Origin of the sequence: Dyella japonica A8 (genome assembly GCF_000725385.1) — a bacterium.
Lineage (GTDB): Bacteria > Pseudomonadota > Gammaproteobacteria > Xanthomonadales > Rhodanobacteraceae > Dyella > Dyella japonica_C.
Map to the genome: position 1 here is coordinate 418,591 of NZ_CP008884.1, position 16,065 is coordinate 434,655.

19 protein-coding genes are annotated in these 16,065 nt (G+C 66.6%); 7 read left to right on the forward strand and 12 right to left on the reverse strand.

All coding sequences use genetic code 11. The annotated features are described in order from the left end of the window. Window positions 1-10: 10 nt before the first annotated feature. The 3 genes from HY57_RS01745 to HY57_RS01755 form a co-directional block, all read right to left on the reverse strand. On the reverse strand, window positions 11-1,285 hold the full coding sequence (locus HY57_RS01745) for an MFS transporter (RefSeq protein ID WP_019465289.1): 1,275 nt from the start codon (window positions 1,283-1,285) through the stop codon (window positions 11-13). A 183-nt stretch (window positions 1,286-1,468) separates the two neighbouring features. After that, complete coding sequence (locus HY57_RS22240; protein WP_019465288.1) at window positions 1,469-1,771, reverse strand: hypothetical protein; 303 nt, start codon at window positions 1,769-1,771, stop codon at window positions 1,469-1,471. Between the two features lie 8 nt (window positions 1,772-1,779). Next, entirely contained in the window at window positions 1,780-2,649 is an 870-nt protein-coding gene (locus HY57_RS01755; RefSeq protein ID WP_019465287.1) for an isocitrate lyase/PEP mutase family protein, read from the reverse strand. Between the two features lie 167 nt (window positions 2,650-2,816). Between HY57_RS01755 and HY57_RS01760 the strand changes: the two genes are divergently transcribed. Further along, window positions 2,817-3,650, forward strand: coding sequence for a helix-turn-helix transcriptional regulator (locus tag HY57_RS01760; RefSeq protein ID WP_019465286.1), 834 nt, complete (start codon window positions 2,817-2,819; stop codon window positions 3,648-3,650). 13 nt (window positions 3,651-3,663) lie between these two features. Here the strand turns inward: HY57_RS01760 and HY57_RS01765 are convergent, their stop codons facing one another. After that, a complete protein-coding gene (locus tag HY57_RS01765; RefSeq protein ID WP_019465285.1) occupies window positions 3,664-3,924 on the reverse strand; it encodes a hypothetical protein in 261 nt (86 codons plus the stop codon). 211 nt (window positions 3,925-4,135) lie between these two features. Here HY57_RS01765 and HY57_RS21885 point away from each other — a divergent pair, with 211 nt between their 5' ends. Beyond that, window positions 4,136-4,279, forward strand: coding sequence for a hypothetical protein (locus HY57_RS21885; protein ID WP_019465284.1), 144 nt, complete (start codon window positions 4,136-4,138; stop codon window positions 4,277-4,279). Window positions 4,280-4,321: 42 nt separating this feature from the next. Here HY57_RS21885 and HY57_RS01770 read toward each other — a convergent pair whose 3' ends face one another. Continuing rightward, the gene (locus HY57_RS01770; protein ID WP_038579219.1) at window positions 4,322-5,887 is read right to left on the reverse strand and encodes a phospholipase D family protein; all 1,566 of its coding nucleotides are present in this window, start codon (window positions 5,885-5,887) and stop codon (window positions 4,322-4,324) included. A gap of 256 nt (window positions 5,888-6,143) precedes the next feature. On the opposite strand from HY57_RS01770, the gene HY57_RS01775 reads away from it, so the two are divergent. Beyond that, a complete protein-coding gene (locus HY57_RS01775; protein WP_026033927.1) occupies window positions 6,144-6,527 on the forward strand; it encodes a DUF5329 domain-containing protein in 384 nt (127 codons plus the stop codon). Beyond that, entirely contained in the window at window positions 6,524-6,865 is a 342-nt protein-coding gene (locus HY57_RS01780) for a GDSL-type esterase/lipase family protein (protein WP_019465281.1), read from the forward strand. Before HY57_RS01775 ends, HY57_RS01780 begins: the two co-directional genes overlap by 4 nt. A gap of 35 nt (window positions 6,866-6,900) precedes the next feature. On the opposite strand, the gene HY57_RS01785 is transcribed toward HY57_RS01780, so the two are convergent. Next, window positions 6,901-7,653, reverse strand: coding sequence for a LytR/AlgR family response regulator transcription factor (locus tag HY57_RS01785; RefSeq protein ID WP_019465280.1), 753 nt, complete (start codon window positions 7,651-7,653; stop codon window positions 6,901-6,903). Then, on the reverse strand, window positions 7,650-8,774 hold the full coding sequence (locus HY57_RS20710; RefSeq protein ID WP_051821630.1) for a sensor histidine kinase: 1,125 nt from the start codon (window positions 8,772-8,774) through the stop codon (window positions 7,650-7,652). Before HY57_RS20710 ends, HY57_RS01785 begins: the two co-directional genes overlap by 4 nt. 113 nt (window positions 8,775-8,887) lie before the next feature. Here HY57_RS20710 and HY57_RS01795 point away from each other — a divergent pair, with 113 nt between their 5' ends. Next, window positions 8,888-9,355, forward strand: coding sequence for a hypothetical protein (locus tag HY57_RS01795; protein WP_019465278.1), 468 nt, complete (start codon window positions 8,888-8,890; stop codon window positions 9,353-9,355). A gap of 24 nt (window positions 9,356-9,379) precedes the next feature. Here HY57_RS01795 and HY57_RS01800 read toward each other — a convergent pair whose 3' ends face one another. Then, window positions 9,380-9,991, reverse strand: a complete 612-nt coding sequence (locus HY57_RS01800) for a LysE family translocator (RefSeq protein ID WP_019465277.1) — start codon at window positions 9,989-9,991, stop codon at window positions 9,380-9,382. Next, window positions 9,988-10,398, reverse strand: coding sequence for a nuclear transport factor 2 family protein (locus tag HY57_RS01805; RefSeq protein ID WP_019465276.1), 411 nt, complete (start codon window positions 10,396-10,398; stop codon window positions 9,988-9,990). Before HY57_RS01805 ends, HY57_RS01800 begins: the two co-directional genes overlap by 4 nt. A gap of 386 nt (window positions 10,399-10,784) precedes the next feature. Here HY57_RS01805 and HY57_RS01810 point away from each other — a divergent pair, with 386 nt between their 5' ends. Both HY57_RS01810 and HY57_RS01815 read left to right on the forward strand, forming a co-directional pair. Then, window positions 10,785-11,768 carry a GlxA family transcriptional regulator gene (locus HY57_RS01810; RefSeq protein ID WP_026033925.1) on the forward strand — a complete coding sequence of 328 codons (984 nt, stop codon included), beginning with the start codon at window positions 10,785-10,787 and terminating at the stop codon, window positions 11,766-11,768. A gap of 130 nt (window positions 11,769-11,898) precedes the next feature. Then, entirely contained in the window at window positions 11,899-12,921 is a 1,023-nt protein-coding gene (locus HY57_RS01815; RefSeq protein WP_081500649.1) for an alpha/beta fold hydrolase, read from the forward strand. Between the two features lie 28 nt (window positions 12,922-12,949). Here HY57_RS01815 and HY57_RS01820 read toward each other — a convergent pair whose 3' ends face one another. From HY57_RS01820 to HY57_RS01830, 3 genes are read right to left on the reverse strand one after another with little or no spacing between them, the layout of a single operon-like run. Continuing rightward, complete coding sequence (locus tag HY57_RS01820) at window positions 12,950-13,498, reverse strand: DUF488 family protein (protein ID WP_019465273.1); 549 nt, start codon at window positions 13,496-13,498, stop codon at window positions 12,950-12,952. Next, a complete protein-coding gene (locus HY57_RS01825) occupies window positions 13,495-13,710 on the reverse strand; it encodes a DUF2945 domain-containing protein (protein ID WP_019465272.1) in 216 nt (71 codons plus the stop codon). Before HY57_RS01825 ends, HY57_RS01820 begins: the two co-directional genes overlap by 4 nt. A 32-nt stretch (window positions 13,711-13,742) precedes the next feature. Further along, window positions 13,743-16,022 carry an FdhF/YdeP family oxidoreductase gene (locus HY57_RS01830; RefSeq protein WP_019465271.1) on the reverse strand — a complete coding sequence of 760 codons (2,280 nt, stop codon included), beginning with the start codon at window positions 16,020-16,022 and terminating at the stop codon, window positions 13,743-13,745. Window positions 16,023-16,065 lie beyond the last annotated feature (43 nt).

A 16,065-nucleotide genomic window follows, 5' to 3' on the forward strand; every position in this document is an offset into this window, starting at 1 on the left:
CGACCAACGGTCAGTCTTCCGGGCGGGTTTCCGGCATGGTGAGCAGTACGGGCAGCACGGCCAGCGCGATGGCCGCGATCATCGCGCCCGGCGCCGCGGCCCAACCGGTTCGCGACACCAGCCATTCGGCGAGGAATGGCGTGATGCCGCCGAAGATCGCCGTGGCCACGGTCACGCCGAGGGCCAGCCCGCTCAGCCTGCCTTCGCCGGGAAATTGCTCCGCCGTCGCCGGTGCGCCGACGGCGCTGACACCGCCAGCGACGCATGCGAGCACCACCGCCGCCATCACGATCTGCGGCCGCGAACCGTGCGCCATCAGGGCGAACATCGCCAGCGGCAGCGCCGCGCTCAGCACCGCCAGCACCCCCAGCACTGGCTTGCGCCCGATGCGGTCGGACAGCGAGCCCGCCCACGGCGTCACCAGGATCACCGCCACCGCCGCCACCGTCGACAGGCCAAGCGATTCGCCTTCGCCCAGCGTGCCGGTGGAACTGAGGAAGGCCGGCACGTAGGTAATGCCCACGTAGTAGGTGATGGACCCCAGCGCCGAGATCGCGAACGTCCGCGCGATCGCCGCGCGGTGATGGGCCAGCGTGTCACGCACGGGAGTCTCCGGCACGGTGCCGCGCCGCTGCTGCCGCTCGAAATCCGGCGACTCCTGCATGGCCGAGCGCGCTATCCAGACGCTGCCGGCCAGGGCGGCACCGACGAAGAACGGCACGCGCCAGCCCCAGGCGTCCAGATCCTGGCGGCTCAACAGTCCAACGGTCAGCGCGGCCACGGCCACCGCCAGCAGCGCGCCGATCTCGCTGGCCGCCGACGCCAGCGACGTCACCAGGCCACGATGGCGCTTCTGCGCACCTTCCAGCAGGTAAGCCACCACGCCGGTGTACTCGCCGCCCACGGAGAACGCCATCAGGCAGCGCAGCAGCAGCAAGAGATAGCCCGCCATCACGCCCATGTGGCGGTAATCAGGCAGCAGCGCCGTTGCCAGCATCGCCACCGTCATCATCGCCATGGACGACAACAGCGTGCGACGACGCCCCAGCCGGTCACCGATCACACCGAACACCAGCGCGCCCAGCGGGCGCATGGCATAGGAAATGGCAAAGCCCGCGAGCGTGGCGAGCAGCGAATGATCGCCGCCGCCGAAGAAGACACGCGACAGCACCGTGGCCACGTAGAGGTAGAGCGTGAAGTCGTACCACTCCACCACGGTGGAGAGCGCGGCGATAACCATCGAGGCACGCGTGATGGGTGCATCGCCCTGCCCTTCGCTCGCCATCAGTTCTCCTTCGTCAGGCTTCGCCATCTGCCATGCGCGGACCACGTCGGATGTGCCTCGCCGGATGTCGCGGCACAGGCGCCTGGCATCGCATGGATAATGTTCCGAACCATAACAGCAAAGCGCCCGTTCGCAGGAACGGGCGCTTTGCCATGGCGACGCTTGTTCGAACCGGAGCCGGGTTTACGCCGACACTGCTTGCCCCACGAGCGCATCCAGCCTCGCCAGCACATTTTGCGGCAACGCAAATGCCGCCGCCTTCATGTTCTCCCGCAAATGCGCGACCGACGAGGTGCAGGGAATCAGCAGGATGTTGGGCGAGCGATGCTGCGCCCGCATCTGGACAGCGGCGCGCTCGAGGCGATTCTGGAACCGTGGTGACAGGGCTTCAGCGGTCCCTTCCTGCACCACCCGGGCCGGCAGAACTTGCCGACACCGCTGCGCGCCTTTGTGGATTTCATCAAGGCGCGCAACGCGTCGGGCCATCCTTGAGTTCACGCCCTGCGCTGCATCGGCGGCACCGGCGCTGACGCAAACAAGCCATTGGCTTCGCCCACGCTCAGCATGTTGCTGCCCATCAGGTCGAACCGCCCCTGCACCAACGCTTCTTCCGTGATGCGCGCCAGATGCGCCAGCACGGCCTGCATGGTGCCGCAGCCAAGGCTGATGCGCCGCACGCCGAGGCTACGCAGCGTCGCCACGTCCGGTGCGCCGGGATAGCCCACGTAGATGTTCAGCGGCACCGGCAGCGCTGCCGCCAGGCGTTCGATCTCAGCAGCATCGGCCAGGCCTGGAATGAAGATGCCGTCCGCCCCCGCCTCGACATAGGCCAGCGCACGCTCCAGTGTTTCCTTGAAGCGCGCTTCGCCGGACAGCCCCGCGGTGAGATAGGTGTCGGTGCGCGCATTGATGAACAGCGACACGCCACGATGCTCAGCCACCGCGCGAATGCAAGCAATGCGTTCGGCGAGGATACGCGGATGCGCGAGCTGGCCGGTGGCCGGATCCTTGCCATCCTCGATATTGATGCCTACCGCGCCAAGCTCGATCAGCGCCCCGGCCAGACCGCCGGTGTCTTCCGCATCGTCGCCGTAGCCGCGCTCGATATCGATGCTCACCGGCACGTCGACCGCTTCGATGATGCGACGGCTGGCGGTGAGCAGGTCGTCCAGCGGCAGCTGCTCGCCATCGGGGCGGCCCAGCGCCCAGGCCATGGCGGCGCTGCTGGTGGCGACGGCTTTTGCGCCGCTCTTTTCGATGATGCGGGCGCTGGCGGCATCCCACGCATTGGGCAGCACCAGCGGTTCGGTTCCGGCATGCAGCTGATGGAAGGCTTGCGCGCGGGCTGTCTGTACGTGATTCATGGCGATGACCTTGGGGGAAAGCCCGCACTCCGGGCCTGCCTAGGAGACCACCACCGCCCCAGGGGCCGCTGTCAGAATCTTTAGCTATCCGCCCGGCGACACAAGCCGGTCACCCCCGCCCTTGCTATGCTCCGGCCATTGCCCCGGAGAGCCGCAGCGGCGCCCCCATGTCGACCATCACCAGCCAGGTTCTGCTGTCGACGGAAACGCTGACCCTGCGCGACGTGCATTGCAGCGGCACCTGCCGCCACCGCAGCGCGGAGGAGTGCGCGGCGTCGACCCAGCTGGTGTTTCCCTATCGCGGGCTGTATCTGCGTCATGTGTCGTCGGACCAGACCGTGGCCGACGCCAACCATGTGCTGTTCTTCAACCGCCAGCAGGGCTATCAGGTCAGCCATCCGCTGGATGGCGGCGACGCCTGCCTGTCGATGAATCTGTCGCCAGCCTTGCTGGTCGAGCTGACCCCGCGCGAACTGATCCACTCCGAGGAGGGGCTCACCTTCCGCTCCCAGTCGCTGCGCATCGATGCGCGCGCGCAGGCGCTGGTCGCCCTGCTGCGCCACAGCCTGGAGAACGGCAGCATCGAGCCGCTGGAAGCCGAAGCGCTTGCACTCACGCTGGTATGCCGCAGCCTGGGGCCGCGCACCTCGCGTGCACCCGCATCGACGCACGCGCGGCGTCGACTGGCCGACCGGGTGAAGATGCTGCTGTCCAGCGATCTCTCGCGTCGCTGGACGCTGGCGGAGATCGGCGAGGAAATCGGCAGCTCGCCGGTCTATCTCACGCAGGTGTTCAAGCAGGTGGAGGGCATGCCGCTGTATCGCTACCAATTGCAACTGCGGCTGGCGCGCGCGCTGGACCGGCTGGGCAAGACCGACGATCTCTCCGCCCTGGCCGCGGAGCTGGGCTTCTCCAGCCACAGCCACTTCGCCAACGCGTTCCGCCAGGCCTACGGGCGATCGCCCACCGAATTCCGGCAGTCCTCGCGCCGCCCGGCCTGATCCAGCCGGCGCCTCACCTGGTGGGCCGCTCGTGCACGCGCACGCCCACCGCGTATCCGCATACCAGCCCGGCGGCCAACGCCACCAGCAGCACCATCCACACCAGTGGATCGAACAACATCATGCCGAACTTCCACTCGGCCGAGTACGCCATCAGGAACACGGTGACCAGCGCAAACAACAGACCGCCCGCGCGTGCCCATGCCTTCAGCACGGGCGCATGGCCCGTCGGGGCGACAGGCCTGTCGTTTTCGTTGGACTGCATGTTGGACATGGGAATGCCTGCACGAAGCGATGGAAATCGCCATGCAGCTTAAAAATCGTCTTCGACCGCCAACATGGGAGGTTTCTGAGTTTGACGGCGGAACACCGCCCGCCCCACCGTGTCGGCCGCTCGTGAAACAACTAAAGAATTCGACAGCGCACCCGGGCACGTGCGTGGTTTCCTGCATCCACCCGACATCGGGTGACATCAGGAGAACGACATGAGTGAGAAAACCTGCGCCGCGTGCGACTACCCCCTGGATGACAACGCCATCAAGGTCACCGTGGGTCATCGCGTGGTGGAAGTGTGTTGCGAGGAATGCGCCCAGAAGCTGCGCGAGGCGCAGTCCAAGGCCAACGTGTGATGGTGTGGCACGCAGGCCCGTGCAGCCTGCGTGCCTTCCTGCCTAAAGCAGGCTATCGATGGGCAGCAGGCGCAGGAAGGTCACCTCCGTGCGCCGCTTGGCGGTCGCCTCCGGTTCGCTCTGGTAGGTGACAGGCCCGTTCTTGTCCTCTGCATGCCACACCAACTGGTGCGAAGCCGGATCCAGCGTGACCTGATAGGCGTTGGACGGCTGCGTCGCGGTATGGAAGAAGTCCGTGATCGCCTTCGCCAGCCCCGGTGAATCCACGATCACCCCCATCTCGGTGTTGAGCAGCTTGGAACGCTGGTCCATGTTCAGCGAGCCGATGAACACCTGTCGCCCATCCACCACGATGCTCTTGGCATGCAGGCTGATACCGGACGACTTGCCCATCGCGGTGGACGGCTGGTCCTGGCCGGACGACGGCTTCAGCTCGTAAAGCTGCACGCCACCTTCCACCATCGCCTTGCGGTAGTGCACATAGCCTGCGTGTGCCGCCGGTTCGTCGGTGGATGCCAGCGAGTTGGTCAATATCTGGATCGAGATGCCGCTCTGCACGCGCGATACCAGGTGCCGAGTGCCCTGCTCACCCGGGATGAAGTACGGCGTAGTGGCGATCACCGAATGTTGCGCGCCATCGAGCATCGTCTTCAGGCGCGGGCCGATGCGCAGCGCGGGCACGTCGCCGTCGGCCTCGATCTTCTCCGGCTGGTCCGCCACCAGCTCGGCATCGCCCCAGAACCAGGCGCCTTGCCGATCCGCCGTGGGTCCGTCCGGCAACTGGTCCAGGGCCGTTTGCGCGTAGTCCGATTGCGCGAAGCTGCGCACGTCGTGCTGCAGCAGCTGCCGGGCCGCTGCGAGGCGTTGCCCGGATGCCTTGTCCTTGGCGAGCTGGTTGAGCGGATAGGCCGCCGCGCAGTTCCAGTAGGCATCGAACGCCTCCGACGCCTGCGGCACCACCGGGCCGATGGCCACCACGTCCAGATCGCGGAAGTGCGTGTCGCTGCCGGCGTCGAAGTATGGGTCGCCGATGTTGCGTCCACCGATGACCGCCACCGTGTTGTCCACGATGAACGACTTGTTGTGCATGCGCCGGTTCAGTCGCCGCCACTCCAGCATGAACTGCGTGGCACGCGACAGCGTGGAGGGGTTCCTCGTCTGCAGCGGGTTGAACAGGCGCACGTCGATGTTCGGATGCGCATTGAGCGCCTCGAACAGGTGATCCTTGTCGTCGAAGTTGTTGTCATCGATCAGCATGCGCACCCGCACGCCGCGATCGGCCGCGGCCAACAGGTGCTGCATCAGCAGGTGACCGGTCATGTCGTTGGCGAAGATGTAGTACTGCAGGTCGATCGAATGCTTGGCGTGGTCGGCCATCACCACGCGGCTGAGCAGTGCGTTGGTGCTCAGCGTGAGCAGGCGGAAACCGGACTGGCCCTGATGCTTCGCCACCTCGGCATGCGCGTACTGCGCCGTCGGCGTGTCCCTGGCCGGCGGCAGATGATGCGTCTCCTCCTTGCCGCCGTTGGCCGGCAAGGTAGTGCACGCCTGAAGCCACAGGCAAAGGAGAACAAAGACCCTGGCGACGATCCATCGATCTGTCCGCATGAGGCACCCCGAGCAGAGCCGCACATCACGGCGCATGGCTCCCCAGGCCGCCATGACCGTGGTCGGTGTAGCACGCCCCGGCCTTATGCCGCCTGACTGCCGGCAGTCATCTGGCAGACAGGTGGCGCTGGGTGGCACGCGGTATTCCCACGCACGCGGCGCAACATGGCGTCCACGCCCGTTCCACCGGCACGGCAGGCATAATCCAGGTGCCTGCGGGATCCACCGGTCCCGTCGCCCATTCGCAGGTGCCGCGATGCCACCCATTCGATGCTTCGTCGTGACATGCGCGCTGCTCGCCATGCAGGCCGGCATCGCCCTGCCCGCCATGGCGGAACCCGACGCCAGGGCGCAGCACGAAATCGCCGCGCTGCTGGCCTTCGTCGGACAGAGCCACTGCAGCTTCATCCGCAATGGCAAGTCGTATGGCGCCAGCCAGGCGCAAGGCCATCTCGAGGACAAGCTGCACGTGCTGCTGCGCATGGACAAGGTGGACACGGCGGAGGATTTCATCGACCGCGCGGGCACGCAAAGCAGCCTCAGCGGCGAACCCTACCTGGTTGTCTGCGACGGCAGGCAACAGACCTCGGCGGCGTGGCTCAAGGATGAACTGCAACGCCTGCGCCAGGGCGGGCCGTGACGGCGGAACAGATCGAGGGCAATATCGCTTCCATGGCCGAGCTCGCGCAGGCCCACGGCATCCGCGTCATGCTCGCCTCGGTTCCTCCCGCGGCGCGCTTCAACTGGCGCCCCCAGGTGCAGCCCGTCGACACCATCCGCGCGCTCAACGCGTGGATCAGGAACTACGCGGCGCAGCACGGCTTCACCTACGTGGACTACTACGGCGCCCTCGCGACGGCGGACGGCGCGATGAAGCCGGGCACGGCGGACGATGGCGTGCACCCCACCAGGAAGGGCTATGCCGTGATGGAGCCGCTGGCCAACACGGCGGTGCAGGCCGTTCTGTCCCGGAACTAAGGACGGCGCAGCCGCGCGCATGGCGTTGACAGGCACTAGCCCCGTCGCAGGCCCTCCACGCTGATGCGATGACGGAAACGCCGACTGACCCGCAGCTCCGTCCCGTTGCGCAGGGTCACCAGCGCATCCCGTGTGGGCAGCAGGCTGAGGCCCTGCACGCGACCCAGCGGAATGATGGTGGACCGATGGATGCGGGCGAAGCGCACCGGATCCAGGCGTTGTTCGATGCCATCCATGCTCTCGTGGATCATGTGCAGCCGGTGGCCGACGTGCAGCGTGACGTAATCGCCGCTGGCTTCGATCCAGTCGATGTCATCCACGGCCACCCAGGTCGTTCGTCCCCCGCTGCGTACCGCAAGGCGCGTTTCCCACCCCGATTGCCGGAACAGCTGCCCACCGCGCGCCACTGGCCCGTGCGCCCGCCGATCCATGACGCGCTGGCGGACGGTGTGCAGGGCATCGTCGAAGCGACCGTCGTCGATGGGCTTCACCACATAGTCCACGGCGTGGACGCCGAACGCCTTCAGCGCGTAGCCGACGTGGGCCGTGAGGAAAACGACGAAGGGACACGCATCGCCATCCACCCTGGACAGCAGCTCGAAGCCGTCCATGTCGGGCATCTGCACGTCGAGGAAAACCACGTCGGGCCGATGCGCCTCGATCATCCGCAAGGCGGCCTCGCCGGATTCGGCTTCGCCGATGACATCCACGTCGAGCGCGCGGCGCAGGCAGACGCGAACGCCACGTCGCGCCAAGGGTTCGTCGTCGACGATCAGGATGCGCATCATGCGGCGTTCTCCATGGCAGTCTGGCGAGGGATCTCGATCAGCACCCGCCAGCCGTGCTGCCCGTCACCATGGGCGGAGAAACGGCAGGCGTCGCGATAACGGGCGGCCAGGCGCGCACTGGTGTTGGCCAACCCCAGTCCGCCGCCCGGCAGCGGACGCCCACGCGGGCGATGGACGCTGTTGTGGATCGCGATCTCCACCGTGTCGTTGCGGCACCTCACGGCCACGGAGAGGCTGCCTCCCCGCAGGCTCGGCGCGATGCCATGGCGAATGGCGTTCTCCACCAAGGGCTGTAGCAACAGATGCGGCACCAGAACCTCCCGAGCCGGCGGCTCGCAATGCATGGCCGCCACCAGCCGCCGCCCCAGGCGGATCTGTTCGATCTCGATGTATTGCTGCACCTGGGCAAGCTCCTGCGCGATAGTCACGTCGCCCTGGCGTGCCGGCTCCAGCGTGGAGCGCAGGAAGCTGGCCAGCAGGGCGATCATGCGCCGGGCCGATGGCGCATCGCCCTCGCCCACCAACGTGGAGATGCCGTTGAGCGTGTTGAACAGGAAGTGCGGCGTGATCTGGTAGCGCAGCGCCTTCAGCTCGGCCTCGCGTGCCAGCGACTCGGCAAGCAGCCATTGGCGCTCGCGCAGCCTCGCCTCCTGCCAATGCTGAGCGGATCCGTACAGCGCACTCCACGCCACCAGCATGACCGCGGGGCTGAAGGCATTGGCCAGGCCGGCCACCGCCACGGCCCGCCAGCTGGCGGCGGCTGGACCTGCGTGGCTCATCAGCACTTCCAGCGTGGCGCCCGACAACGAGCACAGCATGCCCAGCGGATACGCACTGCCGAGGATCATGCCCATGGCTTTGGGCCACGGCCACCGGCTTGCCATCATCCGGCGGCACAGCGCGCGCATGACGAAACTCGCCAGGAACGCAGCGAACGTGGTGCCCGCGAAATAGATCACCACGGGATACGCGCGCCGGTAAGGCAAGGCCCCCAAGGTGCTGATGAACCCATAGGCGAGCCATCCTGCCCACTGGATGAGCCAGGCATGCGGACGTCCGGACGAAGCGTGGCCGGGCGCCATGCGGCTCATGCCCTGCACCCGCCGTACCGCCTGACCCATGAAAGCGGTCCGCTGGTCGAAAACCGGTGTGCCGCTGGCGCATGCCGCCCTAACCTCATGACTCGCCTCGCGCTGGTTACTGCGCGGGCCTTCCACGCCACGAGAGCAACGCCATGCAAAGCACCGTTGAAAAACCGACAAGCCTGCTGATTCGCGCAACGCTGATCGCCGGCACGCTCGACATCCTGTCGGCACTGACCTATGCGGTCATGGCGGGAAAGAATCCACTCGCCGTACCCGTGGGCATCGCCTCTGCGATCTGGCCGGGCGCGGTGAAGGCCGGCGCCCCGGCGCTGCTGGTCGGCGTGCTGCTGCATTTCGCCATCATGCTGGTGATGGTGGCGGTGTTCGTCGCGGCAGCCCGGAAGATGCCCTGGCTCACCACGCGGCCTGTCACCTCGGGCCTGATCTATGGCCTTGTGCTCTGGGCGGTGATGAACCTCATCGTGCTGCCGCTGCGCTGGCCTGCGCTCTTTCCCCACTTCACCGCTATTTCGCTGGCCGAGCAGGTGTTCAGCCACACCGTGCTGGTCGGCCTGCCGCTGGCGTGGATGACGAGCCGTTCGATGCAGCATCGCTAGGGCCTGCGGACGCGACTGCCGCCGCTAGCGCTGGCTGACGAGCAGCCGCAGGCCGAGCACCGCGAAGCCTGCGGCAAAGCTCCGGCGCATCCACGTCAGTACGGCCGGTCGCGTGAGCACATGCTTGCGCATCATGGCCGCGAACACGCCGTAGATCGCGAACACCACCCAGGTCATCGCCATGAAGACCGCGCTGAGCGCGAGCATGGTGGTGATGGGCGAGGGATCATCCGCGGCCACGAACTGCGGGAGAAAGGCCAGGAAGAACACCGGCAGCTTGGGGTTGAGCAGGTTCACCATCACGGCGGAAGCGATGATCTTCACCGCCCCCTTCTTCTCGTTCCCGTCTCCCACCTCCAGCAAGCGCGCATCACGCAGTGCCTGCCACGCCATGTAGAGCAGATAGGCGGCGCCGACGATCTTGAGCACCTCGAAGGCCAGCGCACTGGTGCGGAATACCGTGGCAAGGCCCAGCACGGCGGCCAGCATGTGCGGCAGGATGCCCAGCGTGCAGCCCGCCGCCGCGACGAGGCCTGCGCGCACGCCTTGCGAGAGACTGGCGGAAATGGTGTAGAGCGCGCCGGTGCCCGGCGATGCCACCACCAGCAGCGCCGTGATGAAAAAGGCCATGCTCATGGGGATACCGCCTCGCCCACCGCGTCATGGGCCTGCGTGGGTGCCGCATCGGGTCGCAACTGGGCAGGGTCGTAATAGAAGCGCTCATGCACGATCTTTCCGTCCACCCACTGCTGTACGGCGACTTCGTCCAGGGTCACGTGGGCAGCCTCGTTGGAGAACTCGAACCGCCAGTTGATGCTGACGTGCTCGCCATCCACCAGCACGTGAAGCGCGCGCGCCGTGACGGTGGTGAACCGGTTCAGCACCAGATGCTCGTTCTCGATCAACGCATCGAGGCCGATGCGCGACTGCTGCCGGTTCTCCCAGACCACCGCGGCGGGATGGTAGTAGCGCTGCAGCGCTTCGATGAAACGGCCGCTTTCCACCAGTGAAACGAAACTGCTGACGACTTGGCGCTCGGGCATGGCTGCTCCAGGGGGACGGGAACGTCTGCGAAGGGGGATGGGCAGCGCACGGTCCCGGGACAGCGGCCGCACGCCGGATCGGCGGGGAAATCGATCGGTGCCAGCCTAGGTTGGCGGCATGGCCCCGTCACGCGCCCATAGCGACAGATGTGAGGGCGATCCCGCCGCACGTTGGCGGGGGCCATGGGCGATCCCGCCAATCTTTTTGCCTTCGCCGCCAAGGGCCGGTCTGCATCACCGCGCCTGACCACGCATAGCCACTTGATTACATGGGTATTTCTTGCCCGTCACGGCGGTGTCGACGCCCTTGCCGCCGGCAAGGACATGCTTGACGTGCAGGGCAAAATCGCCACGCTTGGCGCAGGGAATGATCAAAGGGAATCGCCGTGCGGGTCGCCATTCTTGCCTACGACGGGTGCATGGGCGCCGAGGTTCTTGGACTGTCGGACGTGCTGCTCGTGGCCAATCGCATCAGCGCGTTGCGCACGCCGGACGCGCCCGCGCCGTTCTCCGTGGCCATCATCGGCACGCGGGCCGGCCAGATACGCCTGGCCGGTGGCGCGCAATTGACCGTCGCCGCGCCGGCGCCGTTCGACCTGCTCGTGGTGCCCGCTTTCGATTTCAACAATGCCGAGGACATCGGCGCAGCGCTGGACAGTCTGGAAGAAGAGAAGACTTTGATCCGTCATGCGGCGGAGCAACGCAAGGTCGCCTCCATCTGCGGCGGCAGCCTGTTGCTGGCCGAAGCGGGCATTCTGGACGGGCGGCAGGCCACCACGGCATGGGCGCTCGCCGGCGAGATGGCGCGACGCTACCCCAGAGTGGAAGTGGTGCCCGATGCCGTGCTCGTGCGCGATGGCGAGATCGTCACCTGCGGCGCGTTCACGGCGTACGGCGATCTTGCGCTGCAACTGATCCGCGATTGCGTCGGCACCAGCCTGGCCCGCGCGGTCGGCAGGTTCAGCCTGATCGACCACAGCCCGCGCAGCCAGGCGACCTATCTCGATCATCGCTTCAGCCACAAGCGCCGGGAATCGTTCGCCCGCGCCGTGAGCACGTGGTTCGAGAAGCGCCTGGCGGAGCGCTACCGGCTGGACACGCTGGCCGACGCGTTCAATCTTTCCAGCCGCACGCTACTGCGCCGGTTCCGCGCCGAAACCGGCCGCTCTCCACTGGACATGCTGCACGATCTTCGCGTGGAACGCGCCAAACTGCTGCTTGAAACCACCACGCTCAGCGTGGCGCAGGTGGCCGCCGAAGTGGGCTATCTCGACGTGGCGACGTTCTCCCGGTTGTTCACGCGTCGCACGCATCTCACGCCCGCCGCCTTCCGCAAGCGCTTCCAGACCGCCGACGTCACGGTGTTCTGACGCGTCGCGCGTTGATGGCGAACCCGCCCATCAATCTGGCCGCGCCGCCCGCTGTCCGGGTGTGGCACGACTGCTAACGTCCTTCACGCCACCAACCTCCCTGCACTTCCCCACGGGCAGCGTGATCACCATGACGTCGCAGCATCCATCTCTCGTACCCGCAAAACGTTCCGCGACACCGGCGTGGATCCTGCCGGGCCAGCGCCTGTTGCGAACGGCCGTGCGCATCCTCGGCGCGCTCAGTCCATCCCGCGCGGCACGCGTCATGGATCGCCTGTGGTTCTCGGCGCCCAGGACGACGCCACGCGCGGCGGACCAGGCCGTACTGGATGGTGGCGACCGGCTTTCCTTCGACGTGCACGGGCGGAAGGTCGTGGCATGGGCGTGGGGTGAGGAAGGTCCCACCGTGATCCTGCTGCATGGCTGGGGCGGCCACGCAGGCCAGTTGCAGGCCTTCGTGTTGCCGCTGCGCGAGGCGGGTTTCCGCGTGGTCGCCTTCGATGCACCGGCGCATGGCGCATCCGCGCCGAGCAAGCACGGCGGACGCCGCGTCACGTTCTTCGAGTTCGCCGAGGCGCTGCAGGTCATTGCCGCTGGAGAAACGGCGGTGGCGGGTATCGTCGCCCACTCCGGCGGATGCACCGCCGTGTCGCTGGCCTTGCGTGCGGGATGGGCGCCACCGGCGAGCCTGGTGTTCGTTGCGCCGTTTGTCCAACCGGCCGCGTCGATTGCCGACTTTGCCCACGCCATCGGCGCGAACGATCGCGTCGTGGCCGAGTTCAGCATGGGCGTCGAGCGCTGGCTGGGGCAGTCGTGGTCGTCCCTGGATATCACCACGCTGGACGATGCGCACAAGCCGCACCGCCTGCTGGTGATCCACGATGAGGAAGACAAGGAAGTGCCCGTGGCGCATGCCCGTGCGCTGGCGGCTTCCTGGCCATTCGCGCAGTTGGTGGTCACGCGCGGGCTCGGGCACCGGCGCGTGCTGCGCGACCCCGCCGTGGTGGAAAAGGTAGGCAGCTTCCTTGCCAGCCACGCCGTGGCGGCATCTGCGCGGACGGGAAGCTATCTTCCCCGCGACTCGCGCCCCGCACTGGACAAGGCATACGAGGCATTCGTTTCCCACCGCGCCGCCACCGGCGCCTGGCGATGACGACGCCTGGCGCGGCGGGCAGGTGTCCTCACGGGTCCGCGCTTTCCGCGGCCGGATAGACGATGGTGCCGTCCGGCTGGATCCGCGCGCCTTCCGTCAGGCGTGCGCGTTCCAGATGGCCGCGCCCAAGGATATGGATCACCGTTTCGCCGCGTGCGAGCAGATAGTCCGTGATGATGCGGCGATGACAGCGCCACCAGACCGCCTCCGAACACATCACCGCGCAACGCTGTGTGCGGCCCTGCGCGATCAGATGGTCCAGCCCTGAATGGAATTCCGCCGACAGCGCGTAGTCCGCGTAGTTGTGGAAGCTCTGGTGCGTCCAGAACGCATTCACCCCGACCGGCACGGTCTTGGACTTGCGACGCCGCCCGCCCAGTGCCGCAAGGTGTTCGTACGAGATTCCGACGGCGGCGAGCTCATCGGGGAGCACGTCCTGGTTGAACTGCGGGTTGGTGCGGGACATGGGAAAGGCCCGCACGTCGACGAGATGTTGGATGCCGGCCTCGCGCAGCAACGCAGCGAACTCATCGAAGCTGCGATCGGAATGCCCGATGGTGTAGATCGCTTCCGTCACGTCGACAGTCGAAGCGCGCGACCCTTGTGGGCCGCGATGTGGTCGGTCTTGTCGCTCTTGATCTCGTACTGCGGATCGTCCGCGGTCGCGTGATGGGTATAGCCCTTATAGTCGAAATCGCGGGTGTGGATCTTGATGATGGTGCCGCTCACCCAACCGGCTTCGGAATTCCACGTGACGTGGTCGCCCACCTTGAACATCGTCGTCATCATGCGACTCCCGCTGTTGTGTGAAGTGGCCCAGCTCAGGCCGCGCGCACCACCCGCACCGGCACCGATTTGTACGACGGCGTGCCGCTGACCTTGTCGTGGTAATCCAGCGGTACCAGGCAATTGCCCTCGGGGTAGTACGTCGCCACCGAGCCACGCGCGATGGCATAGGCCACGGCGATGACGTTGTCGAGGCGACGCTCCTTGCCGGTGCCGAACGCGGTCTCCACACGGATCGCGTCACCTTCCTCGATACCCAGTTCGGCGAGGTCGTCCTTGTTCATGAACACCACGTCGCGCCGCCCGAAGACACCGCGATAGCGGTCGTCAAAACCATAAATGGTGGTGTTGTACTGGTCGTGGCTGCGCACGGTGGTGAGCTTGAGCACACCCGGATCAGTGTGCACCAGATCTTCTTCCAGGCCACGGAACAACAGGAACTCCGCCTTGCCGGACGCCGTCTTCCACACACGCTGCGTCGGTGGAATCGGCAAGCGGAAACCGCCCGGCACGCGGATGCGCTCGTTGTAATCCCTGAAATCCGGAAAGACGGACTCGATGGCAGCGCGGATACGGTCGTAGTCCGTAATCAGTTCCATCCACGGCACCTTGCTGTCAGGCAACGTGGCGGACGCCATGCCGGCCACGATGGCGGGCTCCGAACGCAACGCCTCGGATGCCGGCGTCAGCTTGCCGCGCGAGGCATGCACCATGGACATGGAATCTTCCACCGTCACGGCCTGCGGCCCACCGGCCTGCATGTCGCGCTCGGTGCGGCCCAGGCAGGGCAGCAGGAAAGTGTGCTTGCTGGTGAGCAGGTGCGAGCGGTTGAGCTTGGTGGCGATATGCACCTGCAGCTCCAGTCCGCGCACGGCGGCGAAACACGCTTCCGGGTCCGGCATCGCCACGGCGAGGTTGCCGCCGAGGCTGATCAGCGCCCTGGAACGGCCTTCGGCGATCGCCTGCATCGCCGCCACCGCGTCATGGCCGTGCGTGGCCGGTGGCCGGAAGCCGAACGTCTTCTCGATGCCGTCGAGCAGCGCGGCGGTTGGCTTCTCGGTAATGCCGACGGTGCGGTCACCTTGCACGTTGGAATGCCCGCGCAACGGACAGATGCCCGCGCCCGGCTTGCCGAAGTTGCCGCGCAACAGCAGCAGGTTCGCCACCTGCTGCACGTTCTGCGTGCCGGTGCGGTGCTGGGTCATGCCCATGCCGTAGGTGATGATGGTGGCGTTGGACTTGGCATACGCCTCGGCCACGGCACGCAGATCGGCTTCGGTGAGGCCCGAGGTGCGCTCGATGTCCGCCCATGTCGCGCTGCCCACGTCCTGCGCCAGCGCAGCGAAGCCGTTGGTGTGTTCGCGGATGAAGGCGTGATCGAGCACGGTAGAGCCCGGACCCGCCGCCGCGTCCATCTCCAGCAGCGCCTTCATGATGCCCTTGAGCGCCGCCGCGTCACCGCCGATCTTCACCTGCAGGTAAGTCGTCGCGATCGGCGTGGAGCCGAGCGTCGCCATCTCCACCGGGCTCTGCGGATCGGCGAAGCGTTCCAGCGCGCGCTCCTTCAGCGGATTGAACACGATGATGGGCGCGCCGCGACGCGCCACTTCATGCAGCGTGCCCATCATGCGCGGATGGTTGGTGCCGGGGTTGTGGCCCATCGCGATGATCAGCTCGCAATGGTCGAAATCTTCCAGCGACACCGTGCCTTTGCCGATGCCGATGGCCGGCGGCAGGCCCACACTGGTGGCCTCGTGGCACATATTGGAGCAGTCGGGGAAATTGTTGGTGCCAAATTCCCGCGCGAAGATCTGGTACAGGAACGCCGCCTCGTTGGAGGCGCGGCCGGAGGTATAGAACTCCACGCTGTCCGGGTCGCCCAGGCCGCGCAGGATCTCGCCGATGCGCGCAAACGCGTCATCCCAGGGGATGCTTTCGTAGATGTCCTTGTCGGCGTTGTAGACCATGGGGTGCGTGAGGCGCCCCTCGTCTTCCAGCTCGTAATCGCTCCAGTGCCACAGCTCGCCGATCTTGTTGGCGGCGAAGAAGGTCGGCGGCACGCGCTTGTTGGTCGCTTCCCAGGTCACGGCCTTGGCGCCGTTCTCGCAGAACTGGAAGGTGGAGGTGTGCTTCTTGTCCGGCCAGGCGCAACCGGGGCAGTCGAAACCCTCGGGCTTGTTGGTGCGCAGCAGGGTGACGGTGGCGTCGCCCGCATCCATCTGCTCGCGCACCGCGCGTGCGGTAGCACGCAACGCGCCCCAACCACCGGCCGGGGCATCGTAGGTGCGGATGCCCGGAATGTCTTTCTCAGCCATGAAGCAACGTCCTGGTGCCTGATCTGGATACCCGGCCTTTATA

Excerpts from the sequence above, each read along its gene's own strand:
- HY57_RS01745 (WP_019465289.1), bottom strand. The coding sequence starts at position 1,285 with ATGGCGAGCGAAGGGCAGGGCGATGCACCCATCACGCGTGCCTCGATG.
- HY57_RS22240 (WP_019465288.1), bottom strand. The coding sequence starts at position 1,771 with ATGGCCCGACGCGTTGCGCGCCTTGATGAAATCCACAAAGGCGCGCAG.
- HY57_RS01755 (WP_019465287.1), bottom strand. The coding sequence starts at position 2,649 with ATGAATCACGTACAGACAGCCCGCGCGCAAGCCTTCCATCAGCTGCAT.
- HY57_RS01760 (WP_019465286.1), top strand. The coding sequence starts at position 2,817 with ATGTCGACCATCACCAGCCAGGTTCTGCTGTCGACGGAAACGCTGACC.
- HY57_RS01765 (WP_019465285.1), bottom strand. The coding sequence starts at position 3,924 with ATGTCCAACATGCAGTCCAACGAAAACGACAGGCCTGTCGCCCCGACG.
- HY57_RS21885 (WP_019465284.1), top strand. The coding sequence starts at position 4,136 with ATGAGTGAGAAAACCTGCGCCGCGTGCGACTACCCCCTGGATGACAAC.
- HY57_RS01770 (WP_038579219.1), bottom strand. The coding sequence starts at position 5,887 with ATGCGGACAGATCGATGGATCGTCGCCAGGGTCTTTGTTCTCCTTTGC.
- HY57_RS01775 (WP_026033927.1), top strand. The coding sequence starts at position 6,144 with ATGCCACCCATTCGATGCTTCGTCGTGACATGCGCGCTGCTCGCCATG.
- HY57_RS01785 (WP_019465280.1), bottom strand. The coding sequence starts at position 7,653 with ATGATGCGCATCCTGATCGTCGACGACGAACCCTTGGCGCGACGTGGC.
- HY57_RS20710 (WP_051821630.1), bottom strand. The coding sequence starts at position 8,774 with ATGGGTCAGGCGGTACGGCGGGTGCAGGGCATGAGCCGCATGGCGCCC.
- HY57_RS01795 (WP_019465278.1), top strand. The coding sequence starts at position 8,888 with ATGCAAAGCACCGTTGAAAAACCGACAAGCCTGCTGATTCGCGCAACG.
- HY57_RS01800 (WP_019465277.1), bottom strand. The coding sequence starts at position 9,991 with ATGAGCATGGCCTTTTTCATCACGGCGCTGCTGGTGGTGGCATCGCCG.
- HY57_RS01805 (WP_019465276.1), bottom strand. The coding sequence starts at position 10,398 with ATGCCCGAGCGCCAAGTCGTCAGCAGTTTCGTTTCACTGGTGGAAAGC.
- HY57_RS01815 (WP_081500649.1), top strand. The coding sequence starts at position 11,899 with ATGACGTCGCAGCATCCATCTCTCGTACCCGCAAAACGTTCCGCGACA.
- HY57_RS01825 (WP_019465272.1), bottom strand. The coding sequence starts at position 13,710 with ATGATGACGACGATGTTCAAGGTGGGCGACCACGTCACGTGGAATTCC.
- HY57_RS01830 (WP_019465271.1), bottom strand. The coding sequence starts at position 16,022 with ATGGCTGAGAAAGACATTCCGGGCATCCGCACCTACGATGCCCCGGCC.